This is a genomic window from Leucobacter sp. USHLN154, from assembly GCF_037145595.1.
GTDB lineage: Bacteria > Actinomycetota > Actinomycetes > Actinomycetales > Microbacteriaceae > Leucobacter > Leucobacter alluvii.
Map to the genome: position 1 here is coordinate 674316 of NZ_JBBCXF010000001.1, position 16072 is coordinate 690387.

The 16072-nt window shown below is 69.9% G+C and carries 10 protein-coding genes; 6 read left to right on the top strand and 4 right to left on the bottom strand.

Annotated features, from left to right (window positions below):
- Positions 1-4: 4 nt before the first annotated feature.
- The gene (locus WFH23_RS03220) at positions 5-1393 is read right to left on the bottom strand and encodes an aminopeptidase P family protein (protein WP_336661550.1); all 1389 of its coding nucleotides are present in this window, start codon (positions 1391-1393) and stop codon (positions 5-7) included.
- 43 nt (positions 1394-1436) lie between these two features.
- Between WFH23_RS03220 and WFH23_RS03225 the strand changes: the two genes are divergently transcribed.
- Positions 1437-2291: a PHP domain-containing protein gene (locus WFH23_RS03225; protein WP_336661551.1), complete on the top strand. Its 855-nt coding sequence runs from the start codon at positions 1437-1439 to the stop codon at positions 2289-2291.
- A gap of 107 nt (positions 2292-2398) precedes the next feature.
- Here WFH23_RS03225 and WFH23_RS03230 read toward each other — a convergent pair whose 3' ends face one another.
- The gene (locus tag WFH23_RS03230; protein WP_336661552.1) at positions 2399-4051 is read right to left on the bottom strand and encodes a DEAD/DEAH box helicase; all 1653 of its coding nucleotides are present in this window, start codon (positions 4049-4051) and stop codon (positions 2399-2401) included.
- A gap of 143 nt (positions 4052-4194) precedes the next feature.
- Between WFH23_RS03230 and WFH23_RS03235 the strand changes: the two genes are divergently transcribed.
- The 3 genes from WFH23_RS03235 to WFH23_RS03245 are packed head-to-tail and all read left to right on the top strand — an operon-like array spanning position 4195 to position 7516.
- The gene (locus WFH23_RS03235; protein ID WP_090148137.1) at positions 4195-4914 is read left to right on the top strand and encodes a ferritin-like fold-containing protein; all 720 of its coding nucleotides are present in this window, start codon (positions 4195-4197) and stop codon (positions 4912-4914) included.
- 8 nt (positions 4915-4922) lie between these two features.
- Positions 4923-6086 (top strand): methyltransferase domain-containing protein, encoded by a 1164-nt coding sequence (locus tag WFH23_RS03240; protein ID WP_336661553.1) that lies wholly within the window; start codon positions 4923-4925, stop codon positions 6084-6086.
- Positions 6087-6139: 53 nt separating this feature from the next.
- Positions 6140-7516, top strand: a complete 1377-nt coding sequence (locus WFH23_RS03245) for a bifunctional phosphopantothenoylcysteine decarboxylase/phosphopantothenate synthase (protein WP_200329335.1) — start codon at positions 6140-6142, stop codon at positions 7514-7516.
- A gap of 84 nt (positions 7517-7600) precedes the next feature.
- Here WFH23_RS03245 and WFH23_RS03250 read toward each other — a convergent pair whose 3' ends face one another.
- Positions 7601-7825: a DUF3107 family protein gene (locus tag WFH23_RS03250; RefSeq protein WP_090148145.1), complete on the bottom strand. Its 225-nt coding sequence runs from the start codon at positions 7823-7825 to the stop codon at positions 7601-7603.
- Positions 7826-7996: 171 nt separating this feature from the next.
- Here WFH23_RS03250 and WFH23_RS03255 point away from each other — a divergent pair, with 171 nt between their 5' ends.
- Both WFH23_RS03255 and WFH23_RS03260 read left to right on the top strand, forming a co-directional pair.
- Entirely contained in the window at positions 7997-11272 is a 3276-nt protein-coding gene (locus WFH23_RS03255) for a PD-(D/E)XK nuclease family protein (protein WP_336661554.1), read from the top strand.
- A complete protein-coding gene (locus tag WFH23_RS03260; RefSeq protein ID WP_336661555.1) occupies positions 11269-14790 on the top strand; it encodes an ATP-dependent DNA helicase in 3522 nt (1173 codons plus the stop codon). The genes WFH23_RS03255 and WFH23_RS03260 overlap by 4 nt, the downstream gene beginning before the upstream one ends.
- On the opposite strand, the gene WFH23_RS03265 is transcribed toward WFH23_RS03260, so the two are convergent.
- Complete coding sequence (locus WFH23_RS03265; RefSeq protein WP_336661556.1) at positions 14741-16033, bottom strand: phosphotransferase; 1293 nt, start codon at positions 16031-16033, stop codon at positions 14741-14743. The genes WFH23_RS03260 and WFH23_RS03265 overlap by 50 nt on opposite strands.
- Between the last annotated feature and the right edge of the window lie 39 nt (positions 16034-16072).

A 16072-nucleotide genomic window follows, 5' to 3' on the forward strand; every position in this document is an offset into this window, starting at 1 on the left:
GAGTCTAGCTGCCCGATCCGCGGTATCCCTGCACCCAGACTTCGACCTCCCGCGCCGTGCGGGGAATCCCAGCGGAGAGGTTGATGCAGCCGCTCTCGGTGACGACGATGTCGTCCTCGATGCGCACGCCGATACCGCGGTACTCCTCGGGCACGGTGAGATCGTCGGGCTGGAAGTAGAGCCCCGGCTCGATCGTGAAGACCATGCCGGGCTCCAGAATGCCGTCCATGTACATGTCGCGGCGGGCCTGCGCGCAGTCGTGCACATCCATGCCGAGGTGATGGCTCGTTCCGTGCACCATGTACCGGCGGTAGTAGGCAGTGCCGTCCTCCTCGGGAAGGAATCCCCACTCGCGGGTGCGGCGCTCGACGACCTCCATCGCGGCGGCGTGCACATCTCGGAATCGGATACCGGGCCGTACGATGGCGCGCGCAGCATCGGCAGCCTCGAGCACCGCATCGTACACGCGGCGCTGCACGTCGGTGAAGGCTCCCGAGATCGGAACCGTGCGCGTGATGTCGGCGGTGTACAGACTGTCGAGCTCGACGCCGGCATCGAGCAGCAGCAGGTCGCCCTCGCGCACGGCGCCGTCGTTCTGAATCCAGTGGAGCGTGCACGCGTGAGGGCCGGAGGCCGCGATCGTCTCGTATCCGACCGTGTTGCCCTCGAGGCGGGCTCGCTGGTTGAACACGCCTTCGACGACGCGCTCGCCCCGCGGATGCGCGCTCGCCCTCGGCAGTGCGGCGAGCACGTCGTCGAAGCCCTGCGCGGTCGCGTCGACGGCGGACTGCATCTGCGCCAGTTCGTACGCGTCTTTGACCAGGCGCAGCTCGGAGGCGACACGGGCCACCTCGTGGTCGTCCAGCGTGCGGTCATCGCGCCCCGCCAGGAAGGCGTCGAGCGGTGCGGTGGTCACGCCGAGAGCGGCTGCGACCTGTTCCAATGACGGTCGCGGGCCGATCCAGAACTCGCCGATCTCGGGATTCGCGAAGAACTCGTCGCTGTCGCGTCCCGCTCGCTCACGGAAGTACACCGTGGCGTCGTGCCCGCCGTCGCGCGGTTCGAACACGAGCACGGCGCCCGGCTCGCTCGCCGAGCCCCAGCCGGTGAGGTGCGCGAACGCACTGTGCGCACGGTACTGGTAGAAGGTGTCGTTCGAGCGCTGCTTCATGGCGCCGGCGGCGACGACGACGCGCTCACCGGGGAAGTGCGCTGAGAACGCCCGCCGCCGCGCTGCCGCGTGGACGGCCACCGGCCAAGCCTCCGGGAGGGTCTCCGGGCGATCGGCCCATTGCGTCGAGAGGTACTCCACGAACGCGTCGCTCTGCGGCGTGGTGCTCCGGTTGCTGTTGTCGATCTCCACCTCGTGAGTGGACTGCGCGCTGTCGGTCATGCGTCCATCCTCTCATCCTCCGGCCGAGCCGTAAGATGACAGGATGACGGAATCCGTGGTGGCGCAGGCCGGCTTCGATCTGCACACGCACTCGGTCTTCTCCGACGGCACGACCAGGCCGGGCGAGATCGCCCGGGAAGCCGCCGACCTCGGGCTCGCGGGGTTCGCCCTCACGGACCACGACACGATCGACGGCTGGGACGAGGCGCGCGATGCCGCGGAGGCGGCCGGAATCGACTTTCTCCCCGGCATCGAGATCACGACCAAGCACAACGGCAAGTCACGACACCTCCTCGGCTACGGCATCGCTCCGCTCGCCGGCGAACTGTTCGACGCGCTCGCGCAGGTGCGCCGCTCCCGGTTGACTCGGGCGCGGGAGATGGTGCGCCTCGTCTCAGCCGACTACGCCATCACCTGGGAAGCCGTGATGGGGGAGGAGGACGCGCGCACGGTGGGACGCCCCCACATCGCAGACGCCCTCGTGGCCGCTGGCTACTTCCCGGATCGCAGCACCGTGTTCTCCGAGCTGCTGCACCCGCGTTCGCCCTACTACCTCGGCACGGACGCCATCGAGACCATCGATGCGATACGCATGGTGCGGGCGGCGGGCGGTGGGGCGGTGCTCGCGCATCCCGCAGCGTTCCGGCAGCGCACTCCGGTCGCGCCGCGCGAGCTCGCGGATCTGGCGAACGCCGGTCTGTTCGGAGTCGAGCTGCGGCACCCCGAGCACCGCGAGGACTGGCTCCCGCCCATCATCGCAGCTGCATCGAAGCTCGGCCTCGTCGCGACGGGCTCGAGCGATTACCACGGAGCCGGGAAACCGAACCTCCTCGGACAGCAGGTGACGGAGCTCGATACGGTGGCCCGTCTGCGCGAGGGGCTCGCCGTACCGCGGTAGCGCTTCGCGGGCGCGATGCGGGCGGCGACCGGTGGTCACCGACCGCATCGAGGTCGCTCGCGCGGGCAGCGGGCGAAGCTCGAAAGCCCTCCCGCAGCCCGGCGGGGTTACTCGGCCGAGACGCCCGCCTGCACGGGGGCGTCGTCGCCGGGCTTCGCCTCGGCGTCGGTCGCGTCCGCAGTCGTCACCGAAGCTGTGCTCTCACCAGAGCCCGAGCCGCCACGACGGCGACGGCGGCGGCGCTTCTGCGGCGCGGTCTCGCCCGATGCTGCCAGCGCGTCGGCCGGGGTCAGCGGGGCGCCGGGCTCGCCGCCGCCCTCGGCGTCGTGGCCGTGCTGCTCGTGTCCGTGCGCTTCGTGGCGGCCCTGCCCGAGGGGATTCGCGCTGCGCGTGCGTCGACGAGTGCGCTTGCGGGCGCCGTCTCCGGCGCCTTCACCGCTCGCTCTCGAACCGCTCGCTCCCGAACCGCTCGCTCCTGAACCGCTCGCTCCCGAACTGCTTGCGCGATCGGCGCCACCCGTACGGCCGCCGCGCGACTCGGAGCGCTCGCGAGGGGCGCGATCCTTCACCGGGGTCGCCTTGAGTCGGCCCTTGGTGCCCTCCGCGATCTTGAGGTCGGCGAACAGGTGCGGCGACGAGGAGTACGTCTCGAGGGGTTCGGGAATCCCGAATTCGAGCGCCTTGTTGATCAGCGCCCACTTGTGCATGTCGTCCCAGTCGACGAACGTCACGGCGATGCCGGTGCGTCCGGCTCGGCCCGTTCGCCCCACGCGGTGCAGGTAGGTCTTCTCGTCATCGGGAACCGTGTGGTTGATCACGTGGGTGACGTCGTCGACGTCGATGCCGCGGGCGGCGACGTCGGTCGCGATGAGGATGTCCTTCTTGCCGGCCTTGAACGTCGCCATGGCTCGTTCGCGCTGCTCCTGGTTCAGGTCGCCGTGCACCGACACAGCGGAGAAACCGCGATCGACGAGCTCTTCCTGCAGCTTCGCCGCAGCGCGCTTCGTGCGCATGAAGACGACGGTCTTTCCACGGCCCTCGGCCTGCAGGATGCGCCCGATCACCTCGTCCTTGTCGAGGGAGTGCGCGCGATAGACGATGTGCTCGATGTTCGCCTGCGCCGCGCCCTCGTCGGGGTCGGTCGCTCGGATGTGGATCGGGTTCGACATGAAGCGACGCGCGAGCGTCACGATCGTTCCCGGCATCGTCGCGGAGAAGAGCATCGTGTGGCGCACTGGCGGCGTGAGGGAGAACAGCTTCTCGATATCGGCGAGGAAGCCGAGGTCGAGCATCTTGTCGGCCTCGTCGAGCACCATCTCGCGGACCTTGCTCAGATCGAGCAGCCGCTGGTTCGCGAGGTCGAGGAGACGGCCGGGGGTACCGACGACGACCTGAGCACCCGCCTTGAGCTGCTCGATCTGGCCCTCGTACGCCTTGCCGCCGTAGATCGGAACCACGGTCGCGGCCCGGTTCTTGGCGGCGAGCTCCAGATCCTCGTACACCTGGACGGCGAGCTCACGAGTCGGTACGACGACGAGCGCCTGCACCCCGTCGACGGGGTCGGCCCCGACGCGCTGCAGGAGCGGCAATCCGAAGCCGAAGGTCTTCCCGGTGCCGGTCTTCGCCTGGCCGATGATGTCCTGACCCGACAAGGCGAGGGGGATCGTCTGCTCCTGGATCGGGAAGGCGTCGATGATGCCCTGATCCGTCAGAGAGTCGACCATGTCCTGGTCGACGCCGAGTTCGAGGAATGTGGTCATGGTGCGTCCTATTCGATGGGTGCGGTGCTGCGCGCGCGTATCGAAGTAGGCGCAGCGGCCGGCGCTCCGATGGCTCCGGCGGTGATGTACGTTCGGCGCCAGTCTATTCCAAGGCGGACGCGCGACGACGGTAAGCTGGCAGGGTGTTCGAGTGGATCAAGGGCCTGCGCCGGAAGAACGCGCCCGCGCGCAAGATGCGCTCGCGCGGAGACGCCGCTGAGGCCGAGCGGGTCGAGCTCGCCGAATTCGCTCCGGGGATCATGCCGTTCCTCGGCTTGACCGCCTACCTGCAGCTCGAGCTGTACGAAGCCGCAACGCGCGCGGTCTCGGGAGCGCCGTCGCTCGAGGCGAAAGACGTGCTGGCTCGCGTGGCCGGGCAAACGCTCGCGAAGCACCAGCAGCTCACCGGCGAGATCCGATCACGCGGGCACGAGCCGCACATCGTCATGGAACCCTTCTCGCCCGTCATCGATTCCTACGTCGAACGCATCGACACGGGCGACTGGCATCAGCACGTGCTCTCCCTGTACCTGGTGGGCGGGCTCTTCGACGACTTCTTCGCCAGCCTCGCCGGCGGGCTGAAGGACGGCTACCGCAGTGAGGCGACGGCGATCCTGCGCAACGATACGGGCCGACCCGAGCTCAAGACACTGCTCGAGGATGCACTCGCAGCCGACGAACTCCTCTCGAGCTGGCTCGCCGTCTGGGGCAGGCGCCTGGTCGGAGACACCCTGCTCGTCTCCCGCGCCGTCCTCTCGCTGAGCGAGCATCGCGAGTTCGACGCGAGCGAGGTCGAACCGGTGTTCACCGAGCTGATCGCCGACCACATCCGCCGCATGGACGGGTTGGGGCTGACCGCCTGAGGCCGCCGATGTCGACTCTTCCGCACTGCGCGTACTTCGAGGCGGGGCGCTGCCGGTCGTGCGTGCTCATCGAGACCCCGTATCCCGCGCAGCTCACCGACAAGGAGCGGCGCTGCCGGCAGCTGCTGCCCCAGGTGCCGGAGGCGCTGTGGTTGCCGAGTGTGCGCGGCGGCACCGCCGACTTCCGGAACAAGGCGAAGCTCGTGGTCGGCGGGCGGCCCGGTTCGGTGACGCTCGGCATCCTCGGACGGGACGGCGAGGGGATCGACCTGCGCGACTGCCTGATACAGGAGCCGGGCATTCGACACGCCATCCCGCAGCTCGCCGCGTTCATCGAGGCGACGGGGCTCGCGCCGTACGATGTGCCGCGCCGTCGGGGCGAGCTGAAATTCGTGCACCTGACCCTCGCGCCCTCGGGCGACCTGATGCTGCGGTTCGTGACGCGCACCGAGCAAGCGCTGCACGTGCTGCGGAAGGCGCTCCCCGACCTGCTGGAACGCGTGCCGCGCGCCGCCGTCGTATCGGTGAACCTCCTGCCAGAGCACAAGGCGGTGCTGGAAGGGGAACGAGAGGAGCTGCTGCTCGGGTCATCTCTCGAGATGGAGCTGGGAGACGTCTCGCTGCACCTGCGACCGCAGAGCTTCTTCCAGACGAACACCGCCGTCGCGCGGGCGCTGTACGCGCAGGCCGCCGACTGGGTCGCCGCGGAAGGCCCCGATTCGATCTGGGACCTGTACTGCGGAGTCGGGGGGTTCGCGCTGCACTGCGCCGCCGCCGCCGCGCGCACTGGAGCGGCCGCGATGCCGCGCGTGCTCGGGGTGGAGATCAGCGAAAGCGCGGTCGAATCGGCCAGGCGCAGCGCGGCAGACGCCGGGATCGCGGCGGAGTTCGTCGCCGCCGACGCGACGGCCTACGCGCTTGGGGCTCCCGCGGAGGAGACGCCGCACACCGTCATCGTCAACCCGCCGCGACGCGGCGTCGGTGCCGACCTGGCTGCCTGGATCGAGCGCGCCCCGGCGCACCGCGTCATCTACTCGAGTTGCAACCCGGAGAGTCTCGCCGCCGACCTCGCGGCGATGCCGTCCTGGCGCGTGCGCGGCGCTCGGGTGTTCGACATGTTCCCGCACACCCGCCATCTGGAGGTCATGGTGCTGCTGGAGCGCCGAGTCTGATCGAGGTCGCGGAGCGGCGCGCGCATTCGCCGCGGTGATGGGAAGATGTCCCCATGAACATCGTGCTCGGAGTGACCGGCGGCATCGCCGCATACAAAGTCGTGCAGCTCGCCCGCACCCTGGTCGAGGACGGGCACGACGTGCATGTCGTTCCGACTGCAGAGGCGCTGCGCTTCGTCGGCAAGCCGACTTGGGAGGCGATCAGCCGGAACCCCGTCACCACGTCGGTGCACGACGACGTGCCGGAGGTGCGCCACGTCGGGCTCGGTCAGCGAGCCGACCTGATCGTCGTGGCTCCGGCGACGGCCAATACTCTCGCGCGGATGAGCGCCGGCCTCGCCGACGACCTGCTGGGCACCACCCTGCTCGCCACCCGTGCGCCGGTGCTGGTCGCCCCGGCGATGCACACCGAGATGTGGCAGCACCCAGCGACCCAGGACAACGTGGCGATCCTGCGATCGCGCGGCGTGCATTTCGTCGGCCCCGAATCGGGGCGGCTCACCGGCGCCGACACCGGTCCGGGGCGCATGAGCGAGCCGGAGACCATTGCCGAACGGGTGCGCGCGCTGCTCGAGAGCGAGGAACCGGAGACCGCGCAAGGCCACCCGGGCCAGGAGGTGCGGCCTGTCGACGAGACACGGCAGGCCGAGGACGCTGCAGCCGGCGACGTGCCGTTGGAGACCGCTGCTGCTGAGGCTCTCGACTCCGTTCGCGCGGACACGGGAGGCGCAGCGCGAGAGCCCGATCTCGCCGGGCTCCGCATCCTGGTGACGGCAGGCGGCACACGCGAACCGATCGATCCGGTGCGCTATCTCGGCAATCGATCGAGCGGGCGACAGGGGGTGGCGATCGCAGCTGCGGCGGCCGACCGCGGGGCGAAAGTGGTGCTCTTCGCGGCGAACATCGACTCCGCGGTGCTCTCCGAGGTGCAGGATCGCGCCGCCGTGCGCGTGGTACCCGTCGGCACGGCGGCCGAACTCGAACGCGCCGCACGAGCTGCCGCCGCCGGAGCCGAGGTCATCATCATGGCTGCAGCCGTCGCCGACTACCGCGTGGAGGACGTGGCGGAGCAGAAGATTCGCAAGGAGGACTCGGCCGGAGCGGCGCCGGTACTGCAACTCGTCGAGAATCCCGACATCCTGGTCGGGCTGGTGCACCAGCGACGGCCGGGCCAGGTGATCGTCGGATTCGCGGCCGAGACGGTGGAGCACGAGGACGAGCTGGTCGAACGCGGGCGGCGAAAGCTCGCGCGCAAGGGCGCGGACCTGCTCGCGGTGAACGCGGTGAGCTGGTCGGAGGGCTTCGAAGCGGGGGAGAACACGTTGCACGTGCTCTCGAGCGACGGTCGCCCGGCGACGGTGGCGAGCGGCACGAAGCGGGTCGTCGCGGATGCGCTGCTCGACGTGGTGCGCGAGACCTTGGACTCCTGAGCGGTTCTCAGGTTCGTGCTGCCCGAGAACGACGCAGCCCCGAGATCCTGATCGGATCGCGGGGCTGCGTGGAGGAGCGGTGGATCAGCTGATGAAGCCGACCTTCCGACCGCCTTCGCCGCCGAGTTCGATGTACGTGATGGACTCGGTGTTGACGAGGTACTGATGACCCTTCACGTCGGAGAGGGTGACGAGGGCGGCGTCGTTCGCGATCGCTTCCTCGATCACGCCGCGCACGTCTGCCGCGCTCGAGTCCGTGTCGAACGCGAGTTCGCGGGGCGAATGCTTGATACCGATGCGGATTTCCACGGGGCCTCCTGAGTTCAGTGGCGCACGGCCACGGGTCGAATCGCTGTCGAGTCTACGGCCGCCGCGGGGCCCGGGGTCGTGCGGAGCCGTCGCGTTCGCCAGCAGCGCACGCGGGGCGGGGAGGGGGCGCGCGAGGCCCGCAGTGTCTGCGGCCGTCAGTAGGCTGACGATATGACCTCATTCGACTCGTCGCAGCTGCGTGCGCTCGCGCTCGACGTCGACGCGCACGCTCGGGTGATCGGTGCTCCGGGCAGTGGGAAAACGCTGGTGCTGGTCGAGACGTATCGGCGCGCAATCGACCTGCCCGGCTGGGGGGAGCAGGATGTGATCGCACTCGCACCCAGTCGCCTCGCCGCCACCGACCTCCGCGGGCACATCGAGCGCGCCGTCGGACGCGCGATCGGCGGAACTCCCGTGCGCACGGCGGCGTCGCTCGGCTTCGCGGTGCTCTCGCGGGAACACGCGCTCGCGGGTGCCGACGCCCCGCGTCTGCTCACAGGTACGGTGCAAGACGAGCTCCTCGCAGATGTCATCTCCGAGGGGAGTGCCGCGGCTCTCGCGCGTTCGGTTGGCATCAGCGCTGACGTGCTCGGGACACCGGCCTTCCGCGCCGAGCTGCGTGACCTGTGGCGCGTGCTGGACGACTTCGACCGCTCGCCGACCGCGCTCGCCGCCGAGGTCGACGCGGCTCGTGCAGCTGCGGCGTCGCGCGCCGTGTCCGAGGGGCCGGGCGACGATCTCGCCGGGCTTTGGCGGGCGGCGCTCGAGCTGCTCGGCGCGGCCATGCGGCGAGCAGCGGCAGAGCGGCCGGGGGAGCTCAGCCCGAGTGCGATCCTTCGCGCGGCAAGTGCAGCGGTGCGCGATCACGGGGTGCGGTCGGACGCGGAGCCAGGCGACGGGTTCTCCGTGCCGCGACTCATCCTGGTGGACGACGCGCAAGAGCTCGGCGAGGGGGCTCTCGCGCTGCTCGCGGCGTGCGCCGCACGAGGCAGCCGCATCCGCGCGTTCGGCGATCCCGACATCGCGACGGGGGCCTTTCACGGCGAACGCACGGGCATACTCGCCGGGATCGTCCGAGAACTGGCCCGCCGCGAGCCCTCCGCTGCCGTCGGCGGCGCCGGTCGATTCGGTGGAGCACGTGAGACGCTCGTGACTCTGGAGACCGTGCACCGGCACGGCGCTCGGGTGCGTCAGCTCGTGCAGGGGCTGACGCGGCGCATCGGTGCGTCGGCGGCGGGTGCGCAACGGGAGGCAACGGCAGCGCCGGGAACTCGAGGGGGCGGTGCAGACGACGACGCCGTGCAGTTCGCCCGCGTCGAGTCGGCAGCGGAGCAGCTCGGCGTCATCGCGCATCGCTTCCGCGCGCGGCATCTGGGCCTCGGCGGCCGCGAGCCGGCGGCCTGGAGTCAGATGGCCGTGATCTGCCGCAGTCGCGGTGAAGCCACGCGCGTGGCCCGCGCACTCGCCGTCCATCAGGTTCCCACGGGCGTCGCAGCCGGGGGAATCGTACTGCGCGAGCACCGGATCGTGCGTGAACTGGTGCGGCTGCTCCAGCATGCCCTCGGCATCGAGCCCCTATCCGCGCAAGAGCTCCTGCACCTCGTCGGCGGTGCTGTCGGCGGCCTCGACCCGGTGGCCGTTCGCCGACTGCGCGGAGCCCTCGTCCTGCACGAGCGGCGAGAAGCCGCAGCTGCCGGGCGCGACCCGGTGAGCATCGACGAGCTCGTGGTCGAGGCGGTCGCGTTCCCAGGAACCTCTCCGATGATCGACAGCGCAGGTGGACGGGCGCTCCGCAAGATCGGCCTGATGCTGCAGGCGGCGCAGCGGGTGCGCGAGGGAGGCGGCACGCCGCGCGAGACGCTCTGGGCGATCTGGGACGGCGCGCGGCTCGCCTCGAGCTGGCAGGACGACGCACTGTCGGGGCGCGGCGCGCGGGCCGACGAGGCGAGTCGCTCGCTCGACGCGGTGATGGGACTGTTCTTCGCGCTGCAGCGCCATGAAGAGCAGGACAGCGCGCAGCCGATCGCGGAGCTGCTCGAAGATCTCCTCGAAAGCGCCGTGCCCGAGGACTCGCTGGCCCGCAGGAGCCAACGATCGACGGTGACGGTGACGACGCCGCAGGGCGCGATCGGCCGCGAGTTCGACCTGGTCGCTGTGATCGGCGTGCAAGACGGTGCATGGCCCAATCTGCGTTCGCGCGGCTCGCTGGTCGGTGCGACGGCGCTCGAACGCTGGCTGCGCGGCGGTGCGCCGGAGCCGCCGGCGCGGCGCGACACGATGCACGACGAACTGCGGCTCTTCGCCCACAGCTGCGCGCGCGTTCGTCGGGAGCTGCTGGTCGTCGCGGTCGCCGATGAGCATCAGCACCCCAGCGCCTTCTTCGGCCTCGGCCGAGAATACGCCGTCGACTCGTTGCCGAGTGCCAGACTGACGCTGCGCGGTCAAGTCGCCGCGATGCGCCGCCGGGTGGTTCGCGACCCCCATGACACCGAGGCGGTGCGGGCACTCGTCGCACTCGCTGGCGCGCAGGTGCCCGGGGCCGACCCCGACGACTGGTACGGGGTCTTGCCGCCGAGCACGTCGGATCCGCTCGTCGATCTCGACGCTGACCCAGAGGCCCGGGTCAGCGTGAGCCCATCGCAACTCGAGCGCGCTGAGAACTGCCCGCTCGACTGGGTGGTGTCGAGCCTCGGAGGCGGCTCGGGCAGCGTCCAGGCGAGTCTCGGGACCCTGCTGCACCACGCGTTCGAAACGGCGACCGACTCCGATCCCGAGCAGCTCTTCGCGATCGTGAGCGAAGAATGGAGCAAGTTGCCCTTCGCCGCAGAGTGGGAAGCGGAGCGGACCCGGAAGCTCGCGCGCGCGATGAGCGCAGGCCTCGCCGAGTACCTGCGCGAGTTCGAAGGTTCTGACCGGACGCTCATCGGCCGGGAAGCGATGTTCACAGCGACGATCGACCGCGCTGTTCTTCGAGGCGTCGCCGATCGGCTCGAACAGCGAACGAATCGCGACGGCGACCGTGAGATCACCGTGCTCGATCTGAAGACAGGGCGTGTCCCCCCGAGCCAGGCCGCCGCCGAAGAGCACGCGCAGCTGCAGGCGTATCAGGTGGGCGTCGCGCTCGGCGCATTCGAGGGTCCGGCCCTCAACGCTGACGCGCCGGCTTCGAGCGATCAGGAGTCGGAGGCGTCCGCGCCCGGGCAGATCAGCGGAGGTGCGCGCCTGCTCTACGTGCATCCCGACGCCGTGAAAGGAGCGGGATTCATCGAACGAGTGCAGCAGCCCCTGTCAGACGAAGCGCGCGAAGCATTCGCCCAACGAGTCTCGGACGTGGCCCGCGTCATGGCGGCCGGAGCATTTACCGCTCGGGTGGAGCACCACTGCTCCGACCCGCATCAGCCGGGCAATTGCCGGTTGCACGTGATTCCTGCGGTGAGCCGCGCATGAGCGAGTCGAACCGCGATCCGCGGATGACGCGCGCGCTCTTCTCAGCCGCTCGCATCGCGGAGATTCTCGCCGTCCCACCGGCGGTGCCGCTCACTCCCACGCCGGAGCAGCGTTCGGTGATCGAGCACCCGCTCGGGGGCACGACGCTCGTCGTCGCCGGCGCCGGAAGCGGGAAGACCGAGACGATGGCGAACCGAGTGGTGTGGCTCGTCGCCAACGGACTCGCGGCGCCCGATGAGGTGCTGGGACTCACCTTCACCCGGAAAGCGGCCGGTGAGCTGCGCGAGCGCATCTCCGGGCGCCTGTTCACTTTCGCCGAGCGGCTCGGCGACGCCGCAGAGCGCGGCGTGCTCACTGCGGAGGAGCGCGAGCGCTCACGAGAGCTCCACGAGCTGCTCGCCGACGGTCTCGAGATCCCCGACGTCAGCACCTACAACGCGTTCGCCGCCGGCGTGCTGCAGGAATTCGGCATCGCCGCCGGGGTCGTTCCCGGAGCCGCCGTGATCGACACGGCGACCGCCTGGCGCATCGCCCGAGAGGTCCTCCTGTCGAGCAGCGACCCCGGTCTGGTCGAGAGCGAACTGCGCGTTCCCGAGCTGATCCGGCATATGCTCGCACTCGACCACGCCGTTTCCGACAACCTGACCTCACTCGACCGCGTCGATCGCATCGTCGAGGAATTCTCGCGGGTCCAGCATCTGCCCTACAACGAGAAGGAGATCGGCCGAGCGCCGAGCGGCAAGCAGTACGCGCCGGTGCGCGACGCCGTGGCGAGTCTCGCCGAGACGCCGCTCATCACCCGACTCGCGCGCGAATACGCGCAGGAGAAGCAGCGGCGCGGGGTGATCGAGTTCCCCGACCAGCTCGCGCTCGCAACAGCCGCGCTCGACGCGTCGCCCGCAGCGCGCCGGGTGCTCCGCCAACGCCACCGAGTCGTGCTGCTCGACGAGGTCCAAGACACGTCGGTGGGGCAAACCCGATTCCTCTCCCGCATCTTCGCGGGCGGTTCGGTGATGGCCGTGGGTGACCCGCATCAATCGATCTACGGCTGGAGAGGTGCTTCGGCCGAGGGCCTGCAGTCGTTCCACTCGGATTTCTCGGGTCGGCGCGAACCCTCGGACGGGTCCGCGGCGCCAGACCCGGCCGCCGCCGATGCAGGCGCAGCCTGGACGCAGCCAGCCACACTGACGCTCTCGACGAGCTGGCGCAATCCGGTCAGCGTGCTGGGCGCGGCGAATGCCATCGCCGCACCCCTCGCCGCCGAGTCGGCCGTCGATGTACCCCGGCTCGCCCCCCGGCCAGGCGCCCGCACCGGAAGCGTCGAGTGGTGTTACCCGGAGACCGTGCATGAAGAACGCCTCGCTGTCGCAGAGTGGGTGCGATCCGCCCGAGAGCAGCATCTCGAGGAGCACGGCGAGCTGCCGACAGCAGCGGTGATCTTCCGCACGCGAAGCCAGATGGCCGCGTTCGGGGCCGCCCTCGCCGACGCTGGGGTTCCAGCCCGCATCATCGGTCTGGGCGGGCTCCTCACCACTCCTGAGGTGACCGACGTCGTCAGCGCGCTCCGGTGCCTCTGGTACGCGGATGCCGGCGGAGACCTGATCCGGCTGCTCACCGGACCGCGGTTTCGCATCGGCGTCGCCGATGTCTCAGGTCTGCGAGATGCCGCGCGATGGTTCGGCGAGCGCGACATCGCCCAGCGCCCGCTCTCGCCGGAGGACCGGGCGCCCGACCGGGTGCTGCCCGATCCAGACCGGCAGTACACGTTGATCGATGCGCTCGATCAGATCGCCGGAATGCGCGACCTCCAGCATCGTGCGCTGGCGAACATCTCAGATGTCGGCCGGGAACGACTTCGCGAGGCCGGGCGCATGCTGGCCGGCCTGCGACAAGGGGTGGGCGGGAGCATTCCCGAGCTCATCGGCGCCGTCGTGCAGTCGCTGCGCATCGATATCGAACTCGACGCCAACGAGGCGAGGGACCTCGCCGGAAGCTCAGCCGCCCACGCGAACCTCGACGCCTTCACCGATCTCGTCGAAGGCTATCTCGCCGTGGATACAGAGGGGTCGCTGCCATCGCTCCTCGAATGGATCGAGCGTGCTCTCGAGGCCGATGAAGCCGCGGAGCACGTCGCCGAGCCCGCGCCGGGGACCGTGCAGCTGATCACGGCCCATGGTTCGAAGGGTCTCGAGTGGGACCTGGTGGTCGTCCCACGTCTCGTGGCAGGAGAATTCCCGGGGCAGGCGCGGGCGGGAGCCGGATGGTTGCGCACGGGCCAGCTGCCGGACGAGCTCCGCGGCGATGCGGCGTCGCGTCCAGCCCTGAACTGGCGGATCGCGGCCACGCAGCAGGAGCTCCGCGACCGCATCGCCGAGTATCGCTCAGCACTGCAAGCCCGCCATCAGGAGGAAGAACGGCGCCTGGCGTACGTGGCCGTCACGCGAGCGGCCGGTCGCGTACTGCTGAGCGGCTCGTTCTGGGGCGGTCAGCGTCGTCCTCGCTCACCTTCGGCCTATCTCGTGGAGCTGCAGGATGCGGGCGTCATCGGGGGGCTCCCCGAAGCGAGCGCCTTCGACGCCGACCCATCGGAGCGGGACGAACTGACGCTCGACTGGCCCCTCGACCCGCTGGGGGCGCGATCGAGCACCGTGCTGCACGCGGCAGAGGTCGTGCGGAGGGCGATCACCGATGCGGCCGATCGCGGCGTGGCCGAGGGAGACGCTGAGGAGCCGCTGGACGAAGCCGTGCGCCTGCTGCTCGCAGAGCGCAGCGCGCTCGCGAACGGCACGGCGGGAACGGATGCGGTGATCGCGTCAGACGCTGACCTGCCCGAACGGCTCACCGCGTCGACGTTTCATGAGTTCGTCGAAGATCCCGTCGCCGCCGAACGGTCTCGGCTCCGGCCCGTGCCGCAGCGCCCGTACCGCCGCACGCGCGTCGGTAACCGGTTCCACGAATGGGTGGAACGGCGCGCGACCACCGCTCGCGGTACCGAGCTGCCGCTCGCAGGGCTTGCCGACATCGACTGGGTGGGAGATCCAGCACCGGCTGAAGCCGGGTACGAAGCCGAGCCGACCGCGGAGGCGGCCGAATTGGCGCCGCTGATCGAGCGCTTCGAGCGGTCGCGGTGGGCGGATCTGCAGCCGATCGCCGTCGAGCAGGAGGTGACGCTCCCGTTCGCCGGACGAACGCTGGTGTGCAAACTCGACGCCGTATACCGACTCGATGACGACCGATTCGAGATCGTCGACTGGAAATCGGGGCGAGCGCCGAAGAACGATGCGGAACGCGAATCGCGCTTCTTCCAACTCGACCTGTACCGGCATGCATACGCGCAGTGGGCGGGCATCGATGCCGATCGCGTCGACGTATCGCTGTTCTACGTGGCGGAGGAAGTGGAACTCACCGGACGCGAGCCGCGAAGCCTGCGTGCACTCGAGGAGATCTGGCAGGAGGCGGCAGGGAGACTCAGCGGGCAGAGCCGCGAGGCAGATCGTCGTCCGAGAGGGGCTCCGTGAGCTGCTCTCCTCCGTCCGACGCCGGTCGCGCACTCGGCCGGTCTGCCAAATCCGGCCGAGGAGCATCGCCTGAGACATCGAGCGGATCGATCACATCGGTTTCCTCCGCATCGGGGGTCTCCGACGAGTCCGCCTCCGACGAACCGTCCTGGGCTCCATCCGAATCCGCGTCGAGCGGCTCGATGAAATCGGTGTCGACGCCGAACATGCGATCCTCGTCGAGCCCCTCGAACGCGGCGGTGTCCGACTGGGCGTCGGTGATCTCCGGAGTCTGATCGAGCAGCGCGATCACTTCCTCCGAGCTGAGCGGGGCCGCAGCGACTGCGGCCGTGAAGGCTGCGCCGAGCGCGCCGCCGCTGCCGACCATGCGATCGAGCATCGTGACCGCGTCGTCGATGATGGTCTGATCGTGCGTCTCGGTGCCGTGGAGCAGCCACCGCGCCACCTCCAGCTCGTGATAGAGAGCGGCACGAGCCCGCAGATGCGAGAGCGACTCGCTGTTGCGCGCCCGAGCGTAACGAGCGATCATCCCGTCCAGCACGTCAGGGCCCGCGGCGAGGAGCCAGGCGAGATCTGCTGCCGGGTCGCCGACCGAGCATTCCGACCACCCCAGAATGGCGGTGATCGCGCCCTCGTCGACTCTGATCAGCTCGGCGTCGAGCGAGCCGTGCACCATCGTGGGGGAGAAATCCCACAGGTCCGACGTCTCGAGCACGTGCGTCCACCGCCGCCGCACCGTCTCGGGGAGGAGGCGGGTCGCATCTGCCCGGTCGACGAGACGAGTCGCCAGCACGCGCAGATCCTGCGCAGAACGAACCGGGAGGCCGCCGTGCTGTGCGACGGTGAGCGGGAGTTCGTGGATGGCGGCGATCGCCTCGGCCAGCGGCTGGAGCAGGATCGCGTCGTGCGTCAGATCGTCCGCCTCGAAACGCGCCCCGTCCAGGAACGACGTCACGACCGCGCGAGTCTCTCCGGCGCGAGTCATCCCGAGAGCCGTCGGCACGGCGAAGGGGAGACGGCTCCTCGGACCCTCCGTGAGCGCGGCGAGCCCCAGCAGTTCCGCCGATTGCTGCACCTCGGCCTGATGGGTGCGCGGCACGCGCACGAGCAGTTCGTCATCCTCCGTGGCGATGATCGCGGAGACGAATGCATCGTCGCTCTCGTGTTCGCGCACTCCGAACACGACGAGGCCCGGCACCGCGGAGGTCGAGAGCGCGGCTAAGGTGAAAGGGATGCTGGCCATGTACTCAGGGTATGCATGCGCGTCGACTCGGTCGATTCG